Source organism: Leisingera sp. ANG49, assembly GCF_059694505.1.
In genome coordinates, this window is sequence record NZ_JCATZN010000001.1 from 486,612 (window position 1) to 506,087 (window position 19,476).

General features: G+C 60.7%; 18 protein-coding genes and 1 tRNA gene. 14 read left to right on the plus strand and 5 right to left on the minus strand.

The window, feature by feature from the left end; all coding sequences use genetic code 11:
* Positions 1-45: 45 nt before the first annotated feature.
* A tRNA-Ser gene (locus AC58NV_RS02440) sits at positions 46-135 on the minus strand.
* A 119-nt stretch (positions 136-254) separates the two neighbouring features.
* On the opposite strand from AC58NV_RS02440, the gene AC58NV_RS02445 reads away from it, so the two are divergent.
* The 7 genes from AC58NV_RS02445 (at position 255) to AC58NV_RS02475 (ending at position 6,560) form a co-directional block, all read left to right on the plus strand.
* Positions 255-1,106 (plus strand): DUF2059 domain-containing protein, encoded by an 852-nt coding sequence (locus tag AC58NV_RS02445; protein ID WP_497225726.1) that lies wholly within the window; start codon positions 255-257, stop codon positions 1,104-1,106.
* Between the two features lie 201 nt (positions 1,107-1,307).
* Complete coding sequence (rplU, locus tag AC58NV_RS02450) at positions 1,308-1,871, plus strand: 50S ribosomal protein L21 (RefSeq protein ID WP_039145986.1); 564 nt, start codon at positions 1,308-1,310, stop codon at positions 1,869-1,871.
* 11 nt (positions 1,872-1,882) lie between these two features.
* Complete coding sequence (rpmA, locus tag AC58NV_RS02455) at positions 1,883-2,152, plus strand: 50S ribosomal protein L27 (RefSeq protein WP_019297807.1); 270 nt, start codon at positions 1,883-1,885, stop codon at positions 2,150-2,152.
* Between the two features lie 281 nt (positions 2,153-2,433).
* Entirely contained in the window at positions 2,434-2,970 is a 537-nt protein-coding gene (locus tag AC58NV_RS02460) for a GNAT family N-acetyltransferase (RefSeq protein WP_497225727.1), read from the plus strand.
* 120 nt (positions 2,971-3,090) lie between these two features.
* Positions 3,091-4,125, plus strand: a complete 1,035-nt coding sequence (gene obgE, locus AC58NV_RS02465) for a GTPase ObgE (protein WP_497225728.1) — start codon at positions 3,091-3,093, stop codon at positions 4,123-4,125.
* Positions 4,113-5,219 (plus strand): glutamate 5-kinase, encoded by a 1,107-nt coding sequence (gene proB / locus AC58NV_RS02470; RefSeq protein WP_497225729.1) that lies wholly within the window; start codon positions 4,113-4,115, stop codon positions 5,217-5,219. The genes obgE and proB overlap by 13 nt, the downstream gene beginning before the upstream one ends.
* Before the next feature lie 75 nt (positions 5,220-5,294).
* Positions 5,295-6,560, plus strand: coding sequence for a glutamate-5-semialdehyde dehydrogenase (locus AC58NV_RS02475; RefSeq protein WP_497225730.1), 1,266 nt, complete (start codon positions 5,295-5,297; stop codon positions 6,558-6,560).
* Positions 6,561-6,623: 63 nt separating this feature from the next.
* Here the strand turns inward: AC58NV_RS02475 and AC58NV_RS02480 are convergent, their stop codons facing one another.
* Complete coding sequence (locus AC58NV_RS02480; protein ID WP_497225731.1) at positions 6,624-7,220, minus strand: histidine phosphotransferase family protein; 597 nt, start codon at positions 7,218-7,220, stop codon at positions 6,624-6,626.
* Positions 7,221-7,254: 34 nt separating this feature from the next.
* Here AC58NV_RS02480 and AC58NV_RS02485 point away from each other — a divergent pair, with 34 nt between their 5' ends.
* The 5 genes from AC58NV_RS02485 to tsf all read left to right on the plus strand — a co-directional run bounded on the left by AC58NV_RS02485 (position 7,255) and on the right by tsf (position 11,046).
* Complete coding sequence (locus AC58NV_RS02485) at positions 7,255-7,437, plus strand: DUF3553 domain-containing protein (protein ID WP_039145992.1); 183 nt, start codon at positions 7,255-7,257, stop codon at positions 7,435-7,437.
* Positions 7,438-7,543: 106 nt separating this feature from the next.
* Complete coding sequence (gene olsB / locus AC58NV_RS02490; protein WP_497225732.1) at positions 7,544-8,305, plus strand: L-ornithine N(alpha)-acyltransferase; 762 nt, start codon at positions 7,544-7,546, stop codon at positions 8,303-8,305.
* Positions 8,302-9,132, plus strand: a complete 831-nt coding sequence (gene olsA / locus AC58NV_RS02495) for a lyso-ornithine lipid O-acyltransferase (RefSeq protein ID WP_497225733.1) — start codon at positions 8,302-8,304, stop codon at positions 9,130-9,132. Before olsB ends, olsA begins: the two co-directional genes overlap by 4 nt.
* Positions 9,133-9,320: 188 nt before the next feature.
* The gene (rpsB, locus tag AC58NV_RS02500) at positions 9,321-10,091 is read left to right on the plus strand and encodes a 30S ribosomal protein S2 (RefSeq protein ID WP_366661924.1); all 771 of its coding nucleotides are present in this window, start codon (positions 9,321-9,323) and stop codon (positions 10,089-10,091) included.
* A 79-nt stretch (positions 10,092-10,170) separates the two neighbouring features.
* Positions 10,171-11,046: a translation elongation factor Ts gene (gene tsf, locus AC58NV_RS02505; RefSeq protein ID WP_497225734.1), complete on the plus strand. Its 876-nt coding sequence runs from the start codon at positions 10,171-10,173 to the stop codon at positions 11,044-11,046.
* A 478-nt stretch (positions 11,047-11,524) separates the two neighbouring features.
* On the opposite strand, the gene AC58NV_RS02510 is transcribed toward tsf, so the two are convergent.
* Positions 11,525-12,280, minus strand: a complete 756-nt coding sequence (locus tag AC58NV_RS02510) for a LuxR family transcriptional regulator (RefSeq protein WP_497225735.1) — start codon at positions 12,278-12,280, stop codon at positions 11,525-11,527.
* Positions 12,277-12,726 carry a type II 3-dehydroquinate dehydratase gene (gene aroQ, locus AC58NV_RS02515; protein WP_497225736.1) on the minus strand — a complete coding sequence of 150 codons (450 nt, stop codon included), beginning with the start codon at positions 12,724-12,726 and terminating at the stop codon, positions 12,277-12,279. Before aroQ ends, AC58NV_RS02510 begins: the two co-directional genes overlap by 4 nt.
* Positions 12,727-12,996: 270 nt before the next feature.
* On the opposite strand from aroQ, the gene AC58NV_RS02520 reads away from it, so the two are divergent.
* Both AC58NV_RS02520 and AC58NV_RS02525 read left to right on the plus strand, forming a co-directional pair.
* A complete protein-coding gene (locus AC58NV_RS02520; protein ID WP_497225737.1) occupies positions 12,997-14,208 on the plus strand; it encodes a serine hydrolase domain-containing protein in 1,212 nt (403 codons plus the stop codon).
* Between the two features lie 33 nt (positions 14,209-14,241).
* On the plus strand, positions 14,242-15,105 hold the full coding sequence (locus AC58NV_RS02525; RefSeq protein WP_497225738.1) for an acyl-CoA thioesterase: 864 nt from the start codon (positions 14,242-14,244) through the stop codon (positions 15,103-15,105).
* Between the two features lie 314 nt (positions 15,106-15,419).
* Here the strand turns inward: AC58NV_RS02525 and AC58NV_RS02530 are convergent, their stop codons facing one another.
* Complete coding sequence (locus AC58NV_RS02530) at positions 15,420-19,064, minus strand: vitamin B12-dependent ribonucleotide reductase (RefSeq protein WP_497225739.1); 3,645 nt, start codon at positions 19,062-19,064, stop codon at positions 15,420-15,422.
* Positions 19,065-19,476 lie beyond the last annotated feature (412 nt).

Sequence of the window (19,476 nt, forward strand, 5' to 3'; positions counted from 1 at the left end):
CGCTGCGGCATGCAGCCTGATTGTGAAGCGGTCAGAAGGGGAAAATGGCGGAGAGACAGGGATTCGAACCCTGGGTGGGCTTGCACCCACAACGGTTTTCGAGACCGCCCCGTTCGACCACTCCGGCACCTCTCCGCGGGGGGTGAGGCGCGGTTTAATGTTGATTCAGGACCGGCGCAAGGGGCGATTTGCAGCTTTGGCAAAAAAAGCCGGATTTCCGTTGCCAGCCAAAGGTTTTTGCCTAGATTTGCACTATGCAGATGATCCGAACACTTTCCGCTTCCCTGTTGCCATCTCTGGCAATGCTATGGCTTGCCTGCTGGGCGGTTTCCCAGCCCGCCGCTGCCGCCGACCGCGCGCGGGTCGAGGCATTTCTGGAAGTCACCGGATTTGACGTGGCTCTGGACAGCATCGCTCTGTCAGCTTCCAGCGCCCCGGACATGCTGGGCGTCGATGCAGGCGCCTTTGGCAGCCAGTGGACCGAATTGTCGGAGGAGGTCTTTGACACCAGCCAGATGCGCGGCCTGGCGCTGGATATTCTGGAAACCACCCTGGATGACGAGGCACTGGATCATGCAGCCGCCTTTTATGCCAGCGATCTGGGCAAACGGCTGGTGCGCGCTGAAAACGCCTCCCATCTGATTGAGGATGATGAGGTGAAGCAACTTGCCGGTAGCCGCATCATCTCCGACCTCGTTAAAGCCGGCAGCAAGCGGGTGGCGATGTACCGGCGGATGGGAAGTGCCATCGATGCCGCGGGCACAGGTGTGAAGGCCTTGCAGCAGATCCAGTTCCGCTTCCTGATGGCAGCTTCAGCCGCCGGCGTGATCGAGATGGAGCTCGACGCGGAAGAACTGCAGGCCTTGATGAAAGAGCAGGAGGGCGAACTGCGTCTCAGCCTGCAGGCGTCCAGCCTGGCCGCTTCTGCCTATACCTACCAGGAATTCTCGGACGCCGAATTACAGGCTTATGTCGAGGCTCTGGAGGAGGCGCCGATGCAGCGGGTCTACGAGCTGCTGAATGCGGTCCAGTATGAGATCACCGCCAACCGGTTCGAGGAACTGGCCCACCGCTTGGCTGAGCTGACGCCGGGCCAGGATATCTGATTTCCGCAGGCTTATTGAAAAGCCTGTGGAAAACGGTTGACACACCGCCCGTTCCGAACCATAAGCCCGCATCCCGGCCCGGAATCCGTGCGCCGGGGTTTATTTGTCATACGCCCATCCAAGGGCGCGCTGTTCGAGGCGGCATCTGCCGAAACGCCCGCAAGGGGGCCGTAGGACGCGGTTAGAAAAGGAAAGACGCACATGTTTGCGGTCCTCAAGACTGGCGGCAAGCAGTACAAGGTTCAGGCGGGCGACGTGCTCCGCGTTGAGAAACTTGCTGCAGATGCCGGCGACACCATCCAATTCGACGAAGTTCTGATGCTGGGCGGCGACGCTCCGGTTGTCGGTGCTCCGCTGGTTGACGGCGCTGCCGTCAAGGCAGAAGTGATCGAGCAGATCAAAGGCGAGAAGCTGATCCACTTCGTCAAGCGCCGCCGGAAGCACTCTTCCAAGCGCACCAAAGGCCACCGTCAGAAACTGACCCTGGTCCGGATCACCGAGATCCTGGCTTCGGGCGCAACCAAAGCCGCTCCGAAAGCTGCTGCCAAAGCCAAAGCTGCTCCGGCCGCTGAAGCTGCTGCAGGTTCGGACGACCTGACCGCCCTGACCGGCGTCGGTCCCGCAGCTGCCAAGAAACTGGCAGAAGCAGGCCTGACCACTTTCGCTCAGATCGCAGCCTTGTCCGAAGACGACATTGCTGGTATCGAGGCGATCAAAGTGAAGCCCGAGTGGGTTGAGCAGGCCAAAGAGCTGGCCAAAGGCTAAGGAGAGAGAGAATGGCACATAAAAAAGCTGGCGGTTCCTCCCGTAACGGCCGCGACTCTGCTGGTCGCCGCCTTGGCGTGAAACTCTACGGTGGCCAGGCAGCCATCGCAGGCAACATCATCGTGCGTCAGCGCGGCACCAAATTCTGGGCCGGCGAAGGCGTTGGCATGGGCAAAGACCACACTCTATTTGCAACTGCTGACGGTGCTGTGAGCTTCCGCAAAGGCCTGAAAGGCCGCACCTTTGTATCGGTTCTCCCAGTGGCGGAGGCCGCTGAGTAAGCCGACCCGAAGGGTAAAGAAGTCTTTAGGGGATCGGCTGCAAGGCCGGTCCCTTTTTCTGTTTTGAAACTTGAGCTTGTGATGAGTTTTCCAGTGACCGCAGTAACCAGGTATAGCGCGCTGAACCAGCCAGGTGTTCACACCGGGCAAACGGGAAGTTTTGCCATATTTGAATGCCTTGTGCCTTGCCGTGACAGCTCGGCGTGCACATCTGAATTTCATCGCGATAACAACAAAGGCGTTTGCCGCCGCAAGAATTTTGGCCGAGGAGGAGCGTGTCCGTGAATTTGGAACAGATCGTGTGCCAGCAGGTGATTGAAACTGAGCGTCTTGTCCTGCGGCCCCTGCGAAAATCCGACGCCGGCCTGATAGAACACTATGTCAGCGACGAACGTGTTGCCCGCATGACCCGCTCAGTGCCGCACCCGCTGCCGCCCGGCGCGGCTGAGGCGTTTGTGGCACGCGCCATGGCCGAGGAGCGGGATGAGGATGTCTGGGTGATCGACGGAACCATCGAGGGCGACTCCGAGCTGAAAGGCGTGATCGGGCTGAAGCGGATGGACCGCAACCAGTCCGAAGTGTCCTATTGGACCGCGCCGCCGTTCTGGAACACCGGCCTGGCGTCAGCGGCGCTGAAGGCGCTGGTCGATGCGAACCCGCAGAAGAACGACGCGATGTTTGCCTCAGTCTTTCAGGACAACCCCGCTTCTGCCCGGGTGCTGATCCACTGCGGCTTTGATTATCTGGGCGATGCAGAAAGCTATTCGGTGGCGCGCGACGCCTCCGTCCCAACCTGGACTTACAGCCGAAAACTGTGATTGGCGCGGCGCGCGCTTTGCGGTAAGGCAATCGAAACAGTCCCGCCAGTGCCCTGGGTTCTGGCGGGACACTTGTACTGCGCGGGCAGGCACTGGGGCCTGCCGCATTAAGGAGCTGTCATGAAATTCCTCGATCTGGCAAAGGTCTACATCCGCTCGGGCGCCGGCGGGAACGGCTGCGTCAGCTTCCGCCGTGAGAAATACATCGAATACGGCGGCCCGGACGGGGGCGATGGCGGCAAGGGCGGCTCGGTCTGGGCTGAAGTTACCGAAGGTCTGAACACCCTGATCGACTTTCGTTACCAGCAGCACTTCTTTGCCAAGAACGGCCAGTCCGGCATGGGCCGCCAGCGCACCGGCAAGGACGGCGATGATATTGTTCTGCGCGTGCCTGTCGGCACTGAGATCTTGGACGAGGATCAGGAAACCGTCCTGGCCGACCTCACCACGCCGGGTGAGCGCGTGCTGCTGGCTAAGGGCGGCAATGGCGGTTTTGGCAACCTGCACTTCAAGTCTGCGACCAACCAGGCGCCGCGGCGTGCCAACCCGGGCCAGGAGGGCGTAGAGCGTACCATCTGGCTGCGGCTGAAGCTGATTGCGGATGCAGGCCTGCTTGGCCTGCCGAATGCAGGCAAGTCGACCTTCCTGTCGGCCACCTCCAACGCCCGGCCCAAAATCGCGGATTATCCCTTTACAACGCTGCACCCGAACCTGGGCGTGGTTGGAATCGACAATACCGAGTTCGTGGTCGCGGACATCCCTGGCCTGATTGAAGGCGCGCATGAGGGCAAGGGGATCGGCGACCGTTTCCTGGGCCATGTGGAGCGCTGCGCGGTGCTGCTGCACCTGGTGGACGGCACCTCCGAGACCGTGGTTGAGGACTACGAGACCATCATCGGTGAGCTGGAGGCTTATGGCGGCGTTCTGGCCACCAAGACCCGGATTACCGCGCTCAATAAGGTCGATGCCATCGATCCGGAAGAGCTGGACGAGAAGCGCGCCGCCCTGGAGGTGGCCGTTGGCGGGCCTGTGCATCTGATGTCCGGCGTCAGCCGCCACGGCGTGAACGAGATCCTGCGCGCCCTGCGCAACGAGATCGACGACGACCGCCTGCGGGTGAAACCCGCTGAGGAGGAAGCGCCTTGGCAGCCCTGACGTCGGCAAAACGGATTGTCGTCAAGATCGGCTCGGCGCTGCTGGTGGACCGGGAAACCGGTGAACTGCGCGCCGGCTGGCTGCATTCGCTGGCCAACGACGTTGCCTGGCTGAAGTCCCGCGGCACCGACGTTGTGCTGGTGTCCTCCGGCTCCATCTCCCTGGGCCGCGGCGTGCTGGGCCTGCCGCGCGCGGATCTGCCGCTGGAACAGTCCCAGGCCGCTGCCGCAGTGGGCCAGATCCGCCTGGCCCGGGCCTATGAGGAGGCGCTTGCGCCGCACCGGATCACCACCGCACAGGTGCTGGTGACGCTGGAAGACAGCGAGAACCGCCGCCGCTACCTGAACTCCCGTGCGACGCTGGAGACGCTGCTGGCGATGGGTGCCGTGCCGATCGTCAACGAGAATGACACCATCGCCACGGATGAGATCCGCTATGGCGACAATGACCGTCTGGCGGCGCAGGTGGCCGTGACCGTCGGTGCCGACTGCCTGATCCTGCTGTCGGACGTTGACGGCTTCTACAGCGCCAATCCGGCACTGGATCCGGAGGCCAAGCGCTATGACCGGATTGAAGCGATCACACCAGAGATCGAGGCGATGGCCGGCGATGGCGTCTCCGGCCTGTCCAAGGGCGGGATGATCACCAAACTTCTGGCCGCCAAGATGGCAACCGCTGCAGGCTGCGCCATGGCGATCACTGAAGGTTCTCCCTTGAACCCACTGAAAACACTTCAAGAAGGCGCTCCGTGCACCTGGTTCGCAGGGCAGGGTGATCCGCAGGCCGCGCGCAAGCACTGGATTGCCGCGATGAAGACCCGCGGCGTGCTGACGATCGATGAGGGTGCCGCCCGCGCGCTGATGTCCGGCAAAAGCCTGCTGCCCGCAGGCGTCCGTCATGTGGAGGGTGACTTTGGCCGCGGCGATCCGCTGGCCATCCTTGGCCCAGACGGGCGTAAACTGGGGCAGGGACTGTCGCGCTATACCGCCGACGAGGCCCGCGCCATACAGGGGCGCCATTCGAAGGAGATCGAGGCCACGCTGGGATATCCCGGCCGCGCCGCTCTGATCCACCGCGATGATATGGCGCTTTGACCGCATCCTCTGATGGTTTATTCCAGCCGGGACGGCATTTTGCGCCAGACAGGGACCGGCAAGGGCACGAGACATATGAAAGAAAATGAAAATATCCCCGCCGTGATGGCGGAGCTTGGCAAACGTGCAAAGCAAGCGGCGCAAATCCTGGCGACAGCCAGCGCAGAACGCAAACACGCGGCGCTGATCGGCGCAGCCGACGCGGTCTGGAGCCGCCGGGCAGAGATTATTGCAGCCAACGCCAAGGATTTGGAGTTCGGCCGGGGCAAGGGCCTGTCGGACGCGATGATGGACCGGCTGATGCTGGATGAGACGCGCATTCAGGGAATCGTCGACGGCCTGCGCGCTGTGGCAGAGCAGCGCGACCCCGTCGGCGAAGTAATGGAGGAGTGGGAGCAGCCCACCGGCCTGAAAATCCAGCGTGTGCGCACCCCGCTGGGCGTGATTGGTGTGATCTACGAAAGCCGCCCCAACGTGACCGCCGATGCCGGCGCGCTGTGCCTGAAATCGGGCAATGCGGTGATCTTGCGAGGCGGCTCCGAAAGCTTCCATTCCAGCCAGGCCATCCATGCCTGCCTGGCGGAGGGGCTGAAATCCGCAGGCCTGCCGGAAGACGCGGTGCAACTGGTGCCGACCCGCGACCGCGCCGCGGTGCAGGAACTGCTGACAATGACCGGCTATGTCGATGTCATCGTGCCCCGCGGCGGCAAGGGGCTGGTTGGACTCGTCCAGCGCGAGGCGCGAGTGCCGGTCTTTGCCCATCTTGAGGGCATCGTGCACATCTATCTCGACAAGGCTGCTGATCCGCAGAAGGCGCTGGATGTGGTGCTGAACGCCAAGACCCGCCGCACCGGCATTTGCGGCGCCGCAGAATGTCTGCTGATCCATCAGGACATTGCACCCGGCTTGGGAAAGATGGTTCTGGAAACCCTTGCCTCTGCCGGCGTTGAAATCCGCGCCGAGGCAGACCTGCCCGGACCGGATGGCATGACCACTGCCACGGCGGAGGACTGGGGCAAGGAATACCTGGATTCAATCATTGCGGCGAAACAGGTCGCGGACGTTGACGAAGCCATCCAGCACATCCGGGCGCACCATTCCCAGCATACCGATTGCATCATTACCGAGGATGAGACGGCTGTTCAGAAGTTCTTCTCAGAACTCGACAGCGCCATCCTGATGCACAATGTCTCGACCCAGTTCGCCGATGGCGGCGAGTTCGGGATGGGAGCTGAGATTGGCATTGCCACCGGCAAGATGCACGCCCGCGGGCCCGTGGGCGCCACCCAGCTCACCAGCTTCAAATACCTGGTGCGCGGTAACGGCACCACCCGCGCCTGACCCTCAGAAAATGGAAAACGCCGGGCAAATTGCCCGGCGTTTCTTTGTGAGAACTGGCGCAGATCAGAACTGCAGCGTGATCCTTTCCAGGTTCAGCTCCAGCCGCACGATGCGGCCTGCCTCTTTGGCTGCTTCGGGCAGCAATGCGAACTGCACCAGTGCCGGGGTGATTTCAGCGTTCGAATTGCCGCCGCTGACCCGCGCCCACAGCTCATCATCGACGGTGACCTTGCGGCCTTCGCCCATGACCGTCCATTTGCCGTCTGCGCAGAATATCTTGACCGTGCCGCCGTAGGGCAGTGCCGATTCCAGGCACAGCGCGGACAGAAGCGCCAGCCGCGCCTCGCTGCGGGTGCAGCCCTCCAGCGGCGACCACTGGTATTTGATCCGCCCGCCTTTGCCGACGTCTTCCAGAACAGACACAATCTCGGCCCGCGGCGTCTGCTGGTCTCCGGCGGCGCCAAAGGCGATGCGGAAAAAACGGATGCGGGCATTTGCATTGGCGACGCTGTCAGAGATCAGCTCCAGTTCCGGTCCCGACATGCTGCCGGCCATGCCCAGCAGTTCCAGGCCGTTGTTGATGGCGCCGACCGGGCTGATCAGATCATGACAGATCCGAGACCCTACCAATGCGGCCAGATTGGCGTTATCTACACCCATAACTAATACTTCCTCCAAACTGGGCCATCCGCAAATGAATGACCTCAACGCTATTTTGGCCCCCGGCATGTTTGTCCGGCACCCGGACCACCCTGAATGGGGCGTTGGCCAGGTGCAGTCGAACGCGGGCGGCAAGATCACTGTGAACTTTCCCGATCAGGGCAAGCTTGTGATTGACGGAGCGCGTGTCTCCCTTATTCCCGTCTTTGATCCATAACGGTTTATGAAGGGTTAACGTAATCCCTCAAATTCTCCCCAATACCTGCGCGCTCTTTGCCTTATTGATGTGAAGCGCTCAAGCCTGAACTATGCAAGGTGACCGAATGCCAGACACCGCCCCGGATTTTTCCGTGAAAATCGCCGAAACGGAGCACGAGCTGCGAGCCGCGCAGGCTCTGCGCTATGATGTTTTCGTGCGCGAACTGGGCGGTGGCGGCGAATTGATTGATCACGAGGCCGGGCTGGAGTGTGACCGGTTTGACCCGTTCTTTGACCACATGCTGGTGACGGATGAAGTCAAAGGCATGGTGGTGGGGGTGTACCGGCTGCTGCGCGATGACCAGGCGGCAAAGGCAGGGCAGTTCTATTCCGAGGATGAATATGACCTGAGCGTCCTGAAGACCTCTGGCCGCCGGCTGTTGGAATTGGGGCGTTCTTGCCTGCATGCTGATTACCGCGGCGGCATGGCGATGTTTCACCTCTGGGCCGGGTTGGCGGATTATGTCGAGCGGCACGGCATCGAGATTCTGTTCGGCGTTGCCAGCTTCCACGGCACCGACCCGCTCGAACTGGCCAATCCGCTGGCTATGCTGTACCACAACCACCTGGCGCCGCCTGACCTGCGCGTACGGTCGAAAACCTTTCAGTCCATGGACTTGGTGGGCGCAGATGATCTGGACCGAAAGCGGGCGATGGTGGAAACACCTGCGCTGATCAAGGCTTATCTGCGGCTGGGCGGATTTGTCGGCGAGGGCGCCTATATCGATCATGCCTTCAACACAACTGATGTCTGCCTGATCTTGGACACCGCACGGATGAACGAACGGCAGCGCAAAATCTACGCAGGAGGCCGGGGCCGGGAATGAGCGTCAGCTGGCAAAGCGAGAAGGCCCCCGATCCTGTCCGCATAAGCGCCCTAGGCTGGTGTCTGGTGCTGCTGCGTGGCGTGCCGCTGGCGCTGCTGGTATTCGGCGGGCTGCTGCTTCTGCTGACCGTGCGGCTGGTTGAACGCCCGCTTTTCGGGCTTCAGCGGCCGGTCACCCCGTTCATCACCCAGTTCGTCTGCCGCAATGCGTTCCGTATCATGGGAATCCGCTACCGGACCCGCGGCACACTGATGCGGCAGCGCGGGCCGGTTATTGCAAACCACTCTTCCTGGCTGGATATCTTTGCCTTGAATGCGCGCAAGCGGATTTACTTCGTTTCCAAGTCAGAGGTCGCCAAGTGGCCGGGCATCGGCTGGCTGGCGCGGGCCACCGGCACTGTGTTCATCGAGCGCAATCCCAAGAAAGCCAGGGAGCAGGCGGACCTGTTCGAGCAGCGGCTGCGCACAGGACATAAATTGTTGTTTTTTCCCGAAGGCACGTCAACCGACGGACTGCGGGTTTTGCGTTTTAAAACAACACTCTTCGCCGCGTTTTTCACAGAACACCTGCGGAACGGCCTGCACGTTCAACCGGTGTCCGTTGTGTACCACGCTCCTGGCGGCGCGCCCGCCCGCTTCTACGGCTGGTGGGGGGATATGGACTTTGGCCCGCATCTACTCAAGGTTCTGGCCGCCCCGCGCCAGGGAGCGGTGGAGCTGATCTATCATCCGCCTTTGAAAGTGGCGGAATTTCCGGACCGCAAGGCGCTGGCCGCCCGGGCAGAGGAACTGGTGCGCAGCGGCCATCAGGACGCCTTCAAGGCCTGAATTCCGGGGCAGGGCGCCGAATTCTGCGGGACGGCTCTTGCCAGCTGGCAATAACTGCTCTATAGGCGCGCATACGAACCCGCAGGCGGGGTTTGGCCTGATCAGGGGAGACATCCCTGACGGACCCCCGGTTGGAGCATCAGCTCTGAACCCCCGCCGAGGATAGAAACCGGAAAGGAAAGAATAGCATGGCTCTTCCCGAGTTCACCATGCGTCAGCTGCTGGAAGCTGGCGTTCACTTCGGCCACCAGACACAGCGCTGGAACCCGCGCATGTCGCCCTTCATCTACGGCGCGCGCAACGGCATCCACATCATGGACCTCACCCAGACTGTTCCGATGCTGGACCAGGCGCTGCAGGTTGTCCGTGACACTGTTGCCAAAGGCGGCCGCATCCTGTTCGTCGGCACCAAGCGCCAGGCCGCAGGCCCGATCGCCGAAGCGGCTGAGAAGTCGGCTCAGTATTACATGAACCACCGCTGGCTGGGCGGCACCCTGACCAACTGGAAAACCGTTTCCCAGTCGATCAACCGCCTGAAGGAAATCGACGAGAAAATGGCGGGCGGCGCCGAAGGCCTGACCAAGAAAGAGCGTCTGGGCATGGAACGCGACCAGGAGAAGCTGCAGGCCTCCCTGGGCGGCATCCGCGAAATGGGCGGCGTGCCGGATCTGCTGTTCGTCATCGACGTGAAAAAAGAAGCACTGGCGATCGCCGAAGCCAAGAAACTAGGCATCCCGGTTGTGGCTGTTGTCGACACCAACTGCTCCCCCGATGGCGTGGACTATATCATCCCGGGCAACGACGACGCATCGCGCGCCATCTCGCTGTACTGCGACCTGGTTGCCCGCGCAGCTCTGGACGGCATGTCGGCTCAGCTGGGCGCAGCAGGCGTTGACCTGGGCGCGCTGGAAGAGGCACCGGCTGAAGAAGCCGTGGCTGAAGAAGCCGCCGAAGCCTGATCCGTCCTGTCACGGAACTGACATGCGGGGCAGGGTATCACCTGCCCCAAATCTGTTTTTGAATTGAGGAGAGCCTAAGATGGCAATCACTGCAGCAATGGTGAAAGAACTGCGCGAATCCACCGGCGCAGGCATGATGGACGCGAAAAAAGCACTGGTCGAAAACAACGGCGACATGGAAGCCGCGGTTGACTGGCTGCGCACCAAAGGCCTGGCGAAAGCCGCCAAGAAATCCGGCCGCACCGCCGCAGAAGGCCTGGTGGCCGTTGTCGTCGAAGGCGGCAAGGGCGTTGCTGTTGAGGTGAACTCCGAAACCGACTTCGTTGCCAAGAACGGCGAATTCCAGGAAATGGTCGGCAAGATCGCCACTGCAGCCCTGGGCGCAGGCGACGTCGAAGCGTTGGCCGCAGCAGATCTGGGCGGCAAATCCGTTGCCGACACCCTGACCGACAAGATCGCCACCATCGGCGAAAACATGTCGCTGCGCCGCATGGAAAAGCTGGAAGGCGAGACCGTCATTTCCTACGTCCACAACGCGGCCACTGGCGGCATGGGCAAGATCGGCGTTCTGGTTGCCATGACCGGCGGCGACGAAGCCATCGGCAAGCAGGTTGCAATGCACATTGCAGCCGTGAACCCGGCCGCTCTGTCCGAAGCTGACCTGGACGCCTCCGTGGTCGAAAAGGAAAAGCAGGTCCAGATGGACATCGCCCGTGAATCCGGCAAGCCGGAGCAGGTGATCGAGAAAATGATCGAAGGCCGCATGAAGAAATTCGTGGCCGAGTCGACCCTGCTGAACCAGCAGTTCGTTGTGAACCCGGACCTGACCGTGGAAGCCGCTGCCAAGGAAGCTGGCGCCACCATCACCGGCTTCGTCCGCGTGGAAGTCGGCGAAGGCATCGAAGTCGAGAAAGAAGACTTCGCGGCCGAAGTGGCAAAGGCTGCTCAGGGCTGATCTGCTCAAACAGCACCAAATTCAAAAGCCGGCAGGGCCACCTGCCGGTTTTTTTGTGCGCTGACAGCCGTCAGAATGGCCCGGGAACGGGGTGCTGAAAACAATAGGCGAATTCTTGAAGAAGAGATGCGAGGGGCCCCGCTGATGGGGATGGGCAGGACCCCTCATGTATCGGGGCAGGACACGGATCTATACGCGCCTGCCCCCGATCAGGTAGGAGAGCCCTGTAATCGCAAGGTTCAATACCCAAAGTTCCTTGGCCAAAGCCACCACTCACGGAACATGTGCAAATTGCAATGAATTATCCTTTAGCGGTAGTACAGAATACCATACTTTTTGACGCTAATTGGCGTCTTTACCACTTTCGGGTTTGAACCAACAGTAATTTAGGGCCGTATTAAGGTTGTAAATACTATCTTATTTTCAGAAGCTTATGCTGGGAGCCTAAGGCTCAGGCTGGAGTGTCCGAGCTTAGAACTCAGGCATCCATCACATACATCTGGTTGTGCAAAGCGGCCTTCAGGACCGCTTGCGCAGTGGTCTCCACCGACAGGGATTCCCTTGCCAGGCGCAGGTGCTTTTCGATCGTCGCAGGTGTCAGGCCCATCAGCAGGGCAATGTCCTGGGTGGTCTTGCCGTCGCCGACCCATTGCAGCACTTCCCGCTGCCGCTTGGTAAGGCTCCGGTTCGGGGCAGTATAGGGCAGGGTGAGGATCTTAAGATGCGCAACGTTGTTCATCAGAACGATATCGTCGCCTTCGTCCTGCCACAGGGCATCCACCTCATCCTGGGTAAGGCCCGGCCGGGCAGCCAGGGAAATCGCCCCTTTGTAGCGCGGCGAGGTGGAGTAAAAGCTGACGGTGTAGCCGGCCGTCATGTCCAGGGCCTGGTTGAACTCATGCACTTTGCGGGCCTCAGGCCCCAGCGTGCCTTTGGCGGCCATCTCCTGCACGATCCGCCAGCTGCCGGCGCCTTCGTTCTCCAGCGCCCAGCGGAGCATCGGCGCATGGGAATAGAGCCCCTTATGCAGGAACCCCTCGAGGTAGGCGCTATCGTGGTTTGACAGGATGAGAAAGTCATCCGGGTCCCCCAGCGACGTTTCCGTTTTGTAGCGTGTGTACCCGTAAATCAGCCGGTCGAAGCCGTACTCCGCCATCTGCTGGACGTGGCCGTGCCACAGCTCTTCCAGGCTTTGCGCTCCGCAGACGAAGTTTATGTATTTTCTGACCTTCATGCTGCGCCGGTCTCATTCAAATGTTCGGCCAATGCATCCAGTGCCAGCAAGTAGCCCTGCGCGCCAAACCCGCAAATCTGACCCAGTGCAGCCTTGGCGATATAGGAGGTATGGCGGAACTGCTCACGCGCGTGAATGTTTGAGAGGTGCACCTCAACTGCCGGAAGTTCCACGGATATCAGCGCATCCATCAAGGCAATCGAGGTGTGGGTATAGGCACCGACATTCAGGATGATGCCCTGATGGCGGCCCTTGGCGTCATGGATAGCGTCAATCAGCGCGCCCTCGTGGTTCGACTGGAGGCAGGCAACCTCCATCCCCAGCTTTTGCGCGTGGGCGGCGCAGGCGTCCTCAACCATCGCCAGAGTAACCGATCCGTAAACTTCCGGCTGGCGCGTGCCAAGCAGGTTCAGATTGGGTCCGTTCAATACCAGAATACTCGCCATAAGATGTATGTCCTTGTCGTCTTTCCCTTTGAACTTCTAAGACAAATTTATTTCGAATGCGAACACACAAACGCATAGGGCAGGAAAAAACTTAGCGTAACCTGCTCAGGTTGAAGAGTGCAGGCGTGGAGATATCTGTTCTCCAAAAAGCAGGCTGCAGTTGACTTGTGCAGCCAGGACACGCGGAATTGGCTCGACCTGACCTGTTTCGCAACGCATTATCCCGAAAACCGCGGTATTGGAATGACCGGGTGCGGACGGGAGGCAGCGATGAACCTTGGGCGGTTGGAAAGGATCAGGTCCTGGCAGCAACGTTATGTTGACGAACGGAAATATTCCGGAAGCGCCTTGCTGATCCATCGCAGCGGCGAGGAAGTCTACTTTCACACTGCAGGCCTGCGCAACATTGAAGAGTGCCTGCCATACACCCGCGATACTCTGGTGCGGCTCTATTCGATGACAAAGCCGGTTACGTCACTGGCGATTATGCAACTTCTGGAGCGCGGCCATTTTCACCTGGATGCACCTGTCAGCGACTTCCTCCCGGAATTCAGCGATATGCGGGCATTGGTTTCCAGTGCTGCGGCCATCAATCAAACCGAGTCATGCCCGCCGCCAACGCTGCATCAGCTGCTGACTCATACCAGCGGGTTGAGCTATCCGTTCAACCCGGGCCTGTTGCCAGCGGCGATGGAAGCGGAAGATCTGCTGTTCAAACCGGACCATGGGCCGCTGTCCGCCATGGTTACGCGGCTGGCAGACCTGCCGCTGGCGTTCCAGCCCGGCACCCGTTGGGAGTATTCTGTGGCAACCGATGTGCTGGGCCGGGTTGTTGAAGTGGTTTCCGGACGGCCGCTGGGAGAATTTCTGGCTGGGGAAATCTTCGAACCCTTGGGTATAACGGAAACCGGGTTCCGGGTGCCGGACGGGGCAGGGAACCGCTTTGCGTCCCTATACACGCCTCTGGAAGGGGACGCGATGGCACTCAACTCTGGAGTAGCTGGCGGCGACAGCCTGCGTCTCACGGATTGCTACGGCAGCTCTCCGTTTGAGATGGCCAGTATGCATTCCGGCGGCGGCGGGCTGGTCGGCACAATTGATGATTACATGAAGTTTGCAGAGATGCTCCGGCGCCGCGGCCGCTATGACGGCGGCTTCATAATCAGTCCGCAAACTGCTGATTTCATGTTGCAAAACCACCTTGACGGCGACATCGCCGCAATGGGACCAAGCAGTTTCGCGGAACAGCCGATGGAGGGTATGGGATTTGGCCTTGGCGGTGCTGTGGTGCTGAACCCGGCGCGCGCGCGCTGTCCGGGCTCGGTTGGCGACTTCAGCTGGGGTGGCATTGCGTCGACCTTTTTCTGGGTGGACCGCCAGCTGGACTTGTCGGTTGTGTTCCTGACCCAGCTGGCGCCGTCCAGTTCCTATCCGTCGCGGCCGGAGCTGAAGGCGCTGGTGCATGGCGCCGTCACGGCATAACGTTCAAAAGCAGGTCAAAGGAAAACACTGAAGATGCCAGACACCGCCAAAATCCTGCTGGATCTGCTGGACCTCGAAACGCTGGATACCAATCTCTACCGTGGTTCCGGTTCCGGCGGCGAAACCCCGACGCGCATCTATGGCGGCCAGGTGATCGCACAAGCGCTAACGGCGGCATATGCCACTGTTTCCGGCAGGTTATGCCATTCTCTTCACGCGTATTTCATTCGTCCGGGCGACCCATCGCGGCCGGTGATATATGAGGTCGATCCGGCACGCGACGGCCGCAGCTTCACCACGCGGCGCGTGGTTGCGATGCAGAACGGCAAGCAGATCCTGAACTTGGCGGCGTCTTTCCATGCTCAAGAAGACGGCTGGGATCATCAGCACGGTATGCCGGGCGTACCGGCGCCGGACAGCTTGGAGCCGCGCCATGAGATCCTCAAACGCAATGCCAGCCGCTTTTCGGCGGAAGAGCAAACTGAACTGCTGCGGCCGCGGCCGTTCGAGATTCGGGAGGTTGAGCCACGCGATCCCTTGGCGCCGGAGAAAACCAGTGATGCCAACCAGATGTGGATTCGAATGGAAGCTGCCAAAGGTGCCGGGCCTGAACTTCAGCACATCCTGCTGGCTTACGTGTCCGACTTCGGGTTGCTAGGATCTTCGATGCGTCCGCACGCGCTGACGTTTCACAATCCGAAAGCGATGACTGCCAGCCTCGACCACGCAATGTGGTTCCATGCGCCGGTGCAGCTGCAGAACTGGCATCTGTATTCCATGGACGCGCCATTCACCGGCAGTGCCCGCGGTTTCAATCGCGGGTCAATTTACACGGAAGACGGAATACTCGTTGCCAGTGTAGCGCAGGAAGGTTTGCTGAGGCCTCTAAGGCGCTGATTTTGATGGAAATAGTTCTCCACTCGAATCTAGGTGATTCCAATATTTACCATAATTCTGATTATAGGATGTCCTGACGGCCACAGCCTGCGACCAGCCCCCGAAAAGAAAATGGCTCCCTCTGAACCAGAGGAAGCCAGTTGTCACCGGTCAGGCTCCTTCATTGACTGCCCGAAAGTTTTTTCTTACCTGGGCCATCCCGGTGTTCAGAACGGGCGCACCCGTTCCTAATTTCGTCACGAGCAGATCTGCGCCTGCTTTCCGTATTAGTTGCGGCGCCGTCGGGGGTTAGCCGGCGCCGCAAGCGAAGGTCCTCAGCTGCAGCCAGAGGTGCCCCCGCAGGTGTTGCATTTCATGCAGGTTCCGTTGCGTACCAGTGTGTAGTTGCCGCATTCGCCGCAGGCTTCGCCCTCGTAGCCTTGCATTTTCGCCTTGGTGCGCGCGTCCATGCTGCCGGTGGTTTGCGCCGGTGCTTCGTTGGTTTCCGGAACCAGGGTTTGCAGCGCCGCCACCGGATCGGTTCCGGTGCCCAGCACGCCCGCGTCCATCTGGCCGCCCTGCAGCACAACCAGGTCCTGCGGCAGGCGTTTGCGCAGGTAGCCGGTCGAGGAGATTTGCTTCAGTACTTCCAGTGACCGGGTCGCCGCGCTTTCGCTCAGTTCGGACAGGTTCGACACGCCTTCTTCCTCGCCTCGTCCCAGATCGTCGAAGGTCGCGCCTTCCGGCTTCACATGCGCCAGATCGGTACGGTCGAGATAGGAAACCGCAAGCTCCCGGAACACATAGTCGAGGATCGAAGTCGCGTTTTTGATCGAGTCGTTGCCTTGAACCATGCCCGCGGGCTCGAACTTGGTGAAGGTGAAGGCGTCGACGAACTCCTCCAGCGGAACGCCGTACTGCAGGCCGACCGATACCGCGATGGCGAAGTTGTTCATCATCGCCCGGAAGCCCGCGCCTTCCTTGTGCATGTCGATGAAGATCTCGCCGAGGTTGCCGTCCTCGTATTCGCCGGTGCGCAGATACACCTTGTGCCCGCCGACGACCGCTTTTTGGGTATAGCCCTTGCGTCGTTGCGGCATCTTGGTGCGGTGCGATTTCAGCACCTCCTTGATGACCACCTTCTCGATGATCTTCTCTGCCAGAACCGCCGCCTTTTCCTGAGGCGCGCCGCTCTCGAGCACCTCTGCCGCATCGTCGTCATCCTCGACCAGCGCAGCCGCCAGCGGCTGGCTCAGCTTGGAGCCGTCGCGGTAGAGCGCGTTCGCCTTGATGCCCAGACTCCAGCTCAACTCATAGGCCTTCTGGCAGTCCTCGATGGTCGCCGAATTCGGCATGTTGATGGTCTTGGAGATAGCACCCGAGATAAAGCTTTGGGCCGCCGCCATCATAAGGATATGGCTGTCAACGCTCAGGAAACGCTTGCCTTTCTTGCCGCACGGGTTGGCGCAGTCAAAGATCGCATAGTGCTCTTCCTGAAGATGCGGCGCGCGCTCCAGAGTCATGGTGCCGCAGACGTGGTCGTTGGCCGCTTCGATGTCTGCCTTGGTGAAACCCAGGTGGCGCAGCAGGTCAAAGGCCGGATCGTTCAGCTTGGTCGCCGGGATACCCAGTACGCCGGTGCAAAAATCCTCGCCCAAGGTCCACTGGTTGAACACAAAGCGGATGTCGAAGGCGGATTCCAGGGCGGCATCGACCTTGGCCAGCTCATTGGGGCCGAAGCCGTGGCCCGCCAGCGAAGTGTGGTTGATGCCCGGCGCGTTGCCGATGGAGCCGTGGCCGACGGCGTAGGACACGATTTCCTCGATCTGCGAGGAGCTGTAGCCCAGCCCCTCCAGCGCCGACGGCACCGAACGGTTGATGATCTTGAAATAGCCGCCGCCGGCCAGCTTCTTGAACTTCACCAGGGCAAAGTCAGGCTCGATGCCTGTGGTATCGCAGTCCATCACCAGGCCAATGGTGCCGGTCGGTGCAATCACCGTGGTCTGGGCATTGCGGTAGCCGTGTTTCTCACCCAGCTCCAGCGCTTCGTCCCAGGCGCTGGCGGCAAGATCGGTCAGCAGCGCATCCGGGCAGCTGGCGATGTCCAGCGCCACCGGTTTGACCGACAGCGCCTCATAGCCGTCAGCATTGCCCTTTGCAGCGTTGCGGTGGTTGCGGATCACCCGCAGCATGTGGTCCGCGTTTTTCGCATACCCCGGGAAGGCACCCAGCTCCGAGGCGATCTCGGCGGAGGTCGCATAGGCCACACCGGTCATCAGCGCGGTCAGCGCACCGCAAAGCGCCCTGCCCTCATCCGAGTCGTAGCTGTAGCCCATGTTCATCAGCAGACCGCCGATATTGGCATAGCCCAGACCCAGGGTGCGGAAGTCGTAGGAGCGCTGTGCGATTTCCTTGGACGGGAACTGCGCCATCATCACCGAGATTTCCAGCGTCAGCGTCCACAGACGGCAGCAATGCATGTAGTCATCTGCCTGAAACTGCCCGTCCTTCAGGAAGCTCAGCAGGTTCAGCGATGCCAGGTTGCAGGCGGTATCGTCCAGGAACATGTATTCCGAACAAGGGTTTGAGCCGCGAATCTCACCGTCTTCCGGGCAGGTGTGCCATTCGTTTACAGTGTCGTGGAACTGGATGCCGGGATCGGCGCAGGCCCAGGCCGCGTGTCCCACTTTCTCCCACAGATCGCGGGCTTTCACCACTTTGGCGACCTTGCCGTCGGTGCGGTTGAAAAGTTCCCAGTCGGCGTCCTTTTCGACCGCGTGCAGGAAAGCGTTGGTCACCCGGATCGAGTTGTTGGAGTTTTGCCCGGAGACAGAGCTGTAGGCCTCCGAATCCCAGTCGGTGTCATAGGTCGGGAATTCGATCGAGGTATGGCCCTGCTTGGCGTAATCCAGCACCCGCTTGATGTAGGTTTCCGGGATCGCCACCTTCTTGGCTTCGCGGATCGCCGATTTTAGCCCGCCGTTGACCGACGGGTCATAGGCATCGGCTTCGCCGCCATCCCAGCTGCGGATCGCCTCGAAGATACCATTCAGCATCTTCTCGTGCATCTTGGAGCCCGCGACGATGGACGCGACCTTTTGCTCCTCGATCACCTTCCACTGGATGAAGTCTTCGATATCCGGGTGATCGGCGTCCACGATCACCATTTTTGCTGCCCGACGGGTTGTGCCGCCTGATTTGATGGCGCCCGCCGCGCGGTCGCCGATTTTGAGGAACCCCATCAGGCCGGAGGACTTGCCGCCGCCGGACAGCGGCTCGCCCTCGGCGCGCAGATGGGAGAAGTTGGTGCCAGTGCCGGAACCGTACTTGAACAGCCGCGCCTCGCGCACCCACAGGTCCATGATGCCGCCGTCCTTGACCAGGTCATCGGAAACGGACTGGATGAAGCAGGCGTGGGGCTGCGGGTGCTCATAGGCGCTGTCCGACTTGGTCAGCTTGCCGGTCTTGTAGTCGACATAATGATGCCCCTGCGCCGGGCCGTCGATGCCATAGGCCCAGTGCAGGCCGGTGTTGAACCACTGGGGCGAGTTCGGCGCCGAGCGCTGGGTCGCCAGCATATAACGCATCTCGTCGTAATAGGCGCGCGCGTCCTCCTCGGAGGAGAAATAGCCGCCCTTCCAGCCCCAATAGGCCCAGGCGCCCGCCAGACGGTCAAACACCTGCTTAGAGGAGGTCTCACCGCCAAGCTCGGCGCCCTTTTCGGGGACAGAGCGCCACAGGAACTCCGGCACATCTTTTTCGCGGACCTTCTTCAGACGGGACGGCACACCCGCCTTGCGGAAATACTTCTGGGCGATGACGTCGCTTGCCACCTGGCTCCAGGATGCGGGGATTTCGATATTGTCGAGCCGGAAAACAATGGTCCCGTCCGGGTTGCGGATCTCCGAGGTGGCGGAGACAAAGGCCAGATCGGCGTAAGCATCCTGCCCGGGTTTGGTGAATTTCCGTTCGATCTTCATGCTCTGCCCCTTCTCAAGCACACATCGGTCAAGTGTCACGGTGCCCCCGCACCAGCCATCCCGGCCGCGCAACACGCAGATACCCGGCGCACGCCGCAAATGGCGCACTCGCGGCCCTCGCCGGCCTTTCTTCACAGGACTGTCTGCTGTTCTTCAGCGTTGTTGCTGCGGCCTCTTAACCCACCAGATTTAGTGCCGTCGCAACCGGTGTCCACAATTTGGCGTATTCACACACAAAGGGTCAACGTTAAATTTACCCGTTGGCAACGATCTTTGCTGTTGACGCTATCTACGGTTTGAAGGGTCTGCTTCAGGGCGTTGATTCATCCACAGGCTGCGGTGGCGTTCACGCCTTCCAGCAGGCGCGCCGGCAACCCGGATTTCTTTCGCCGAGCGAGTGACTTGCTGCTTC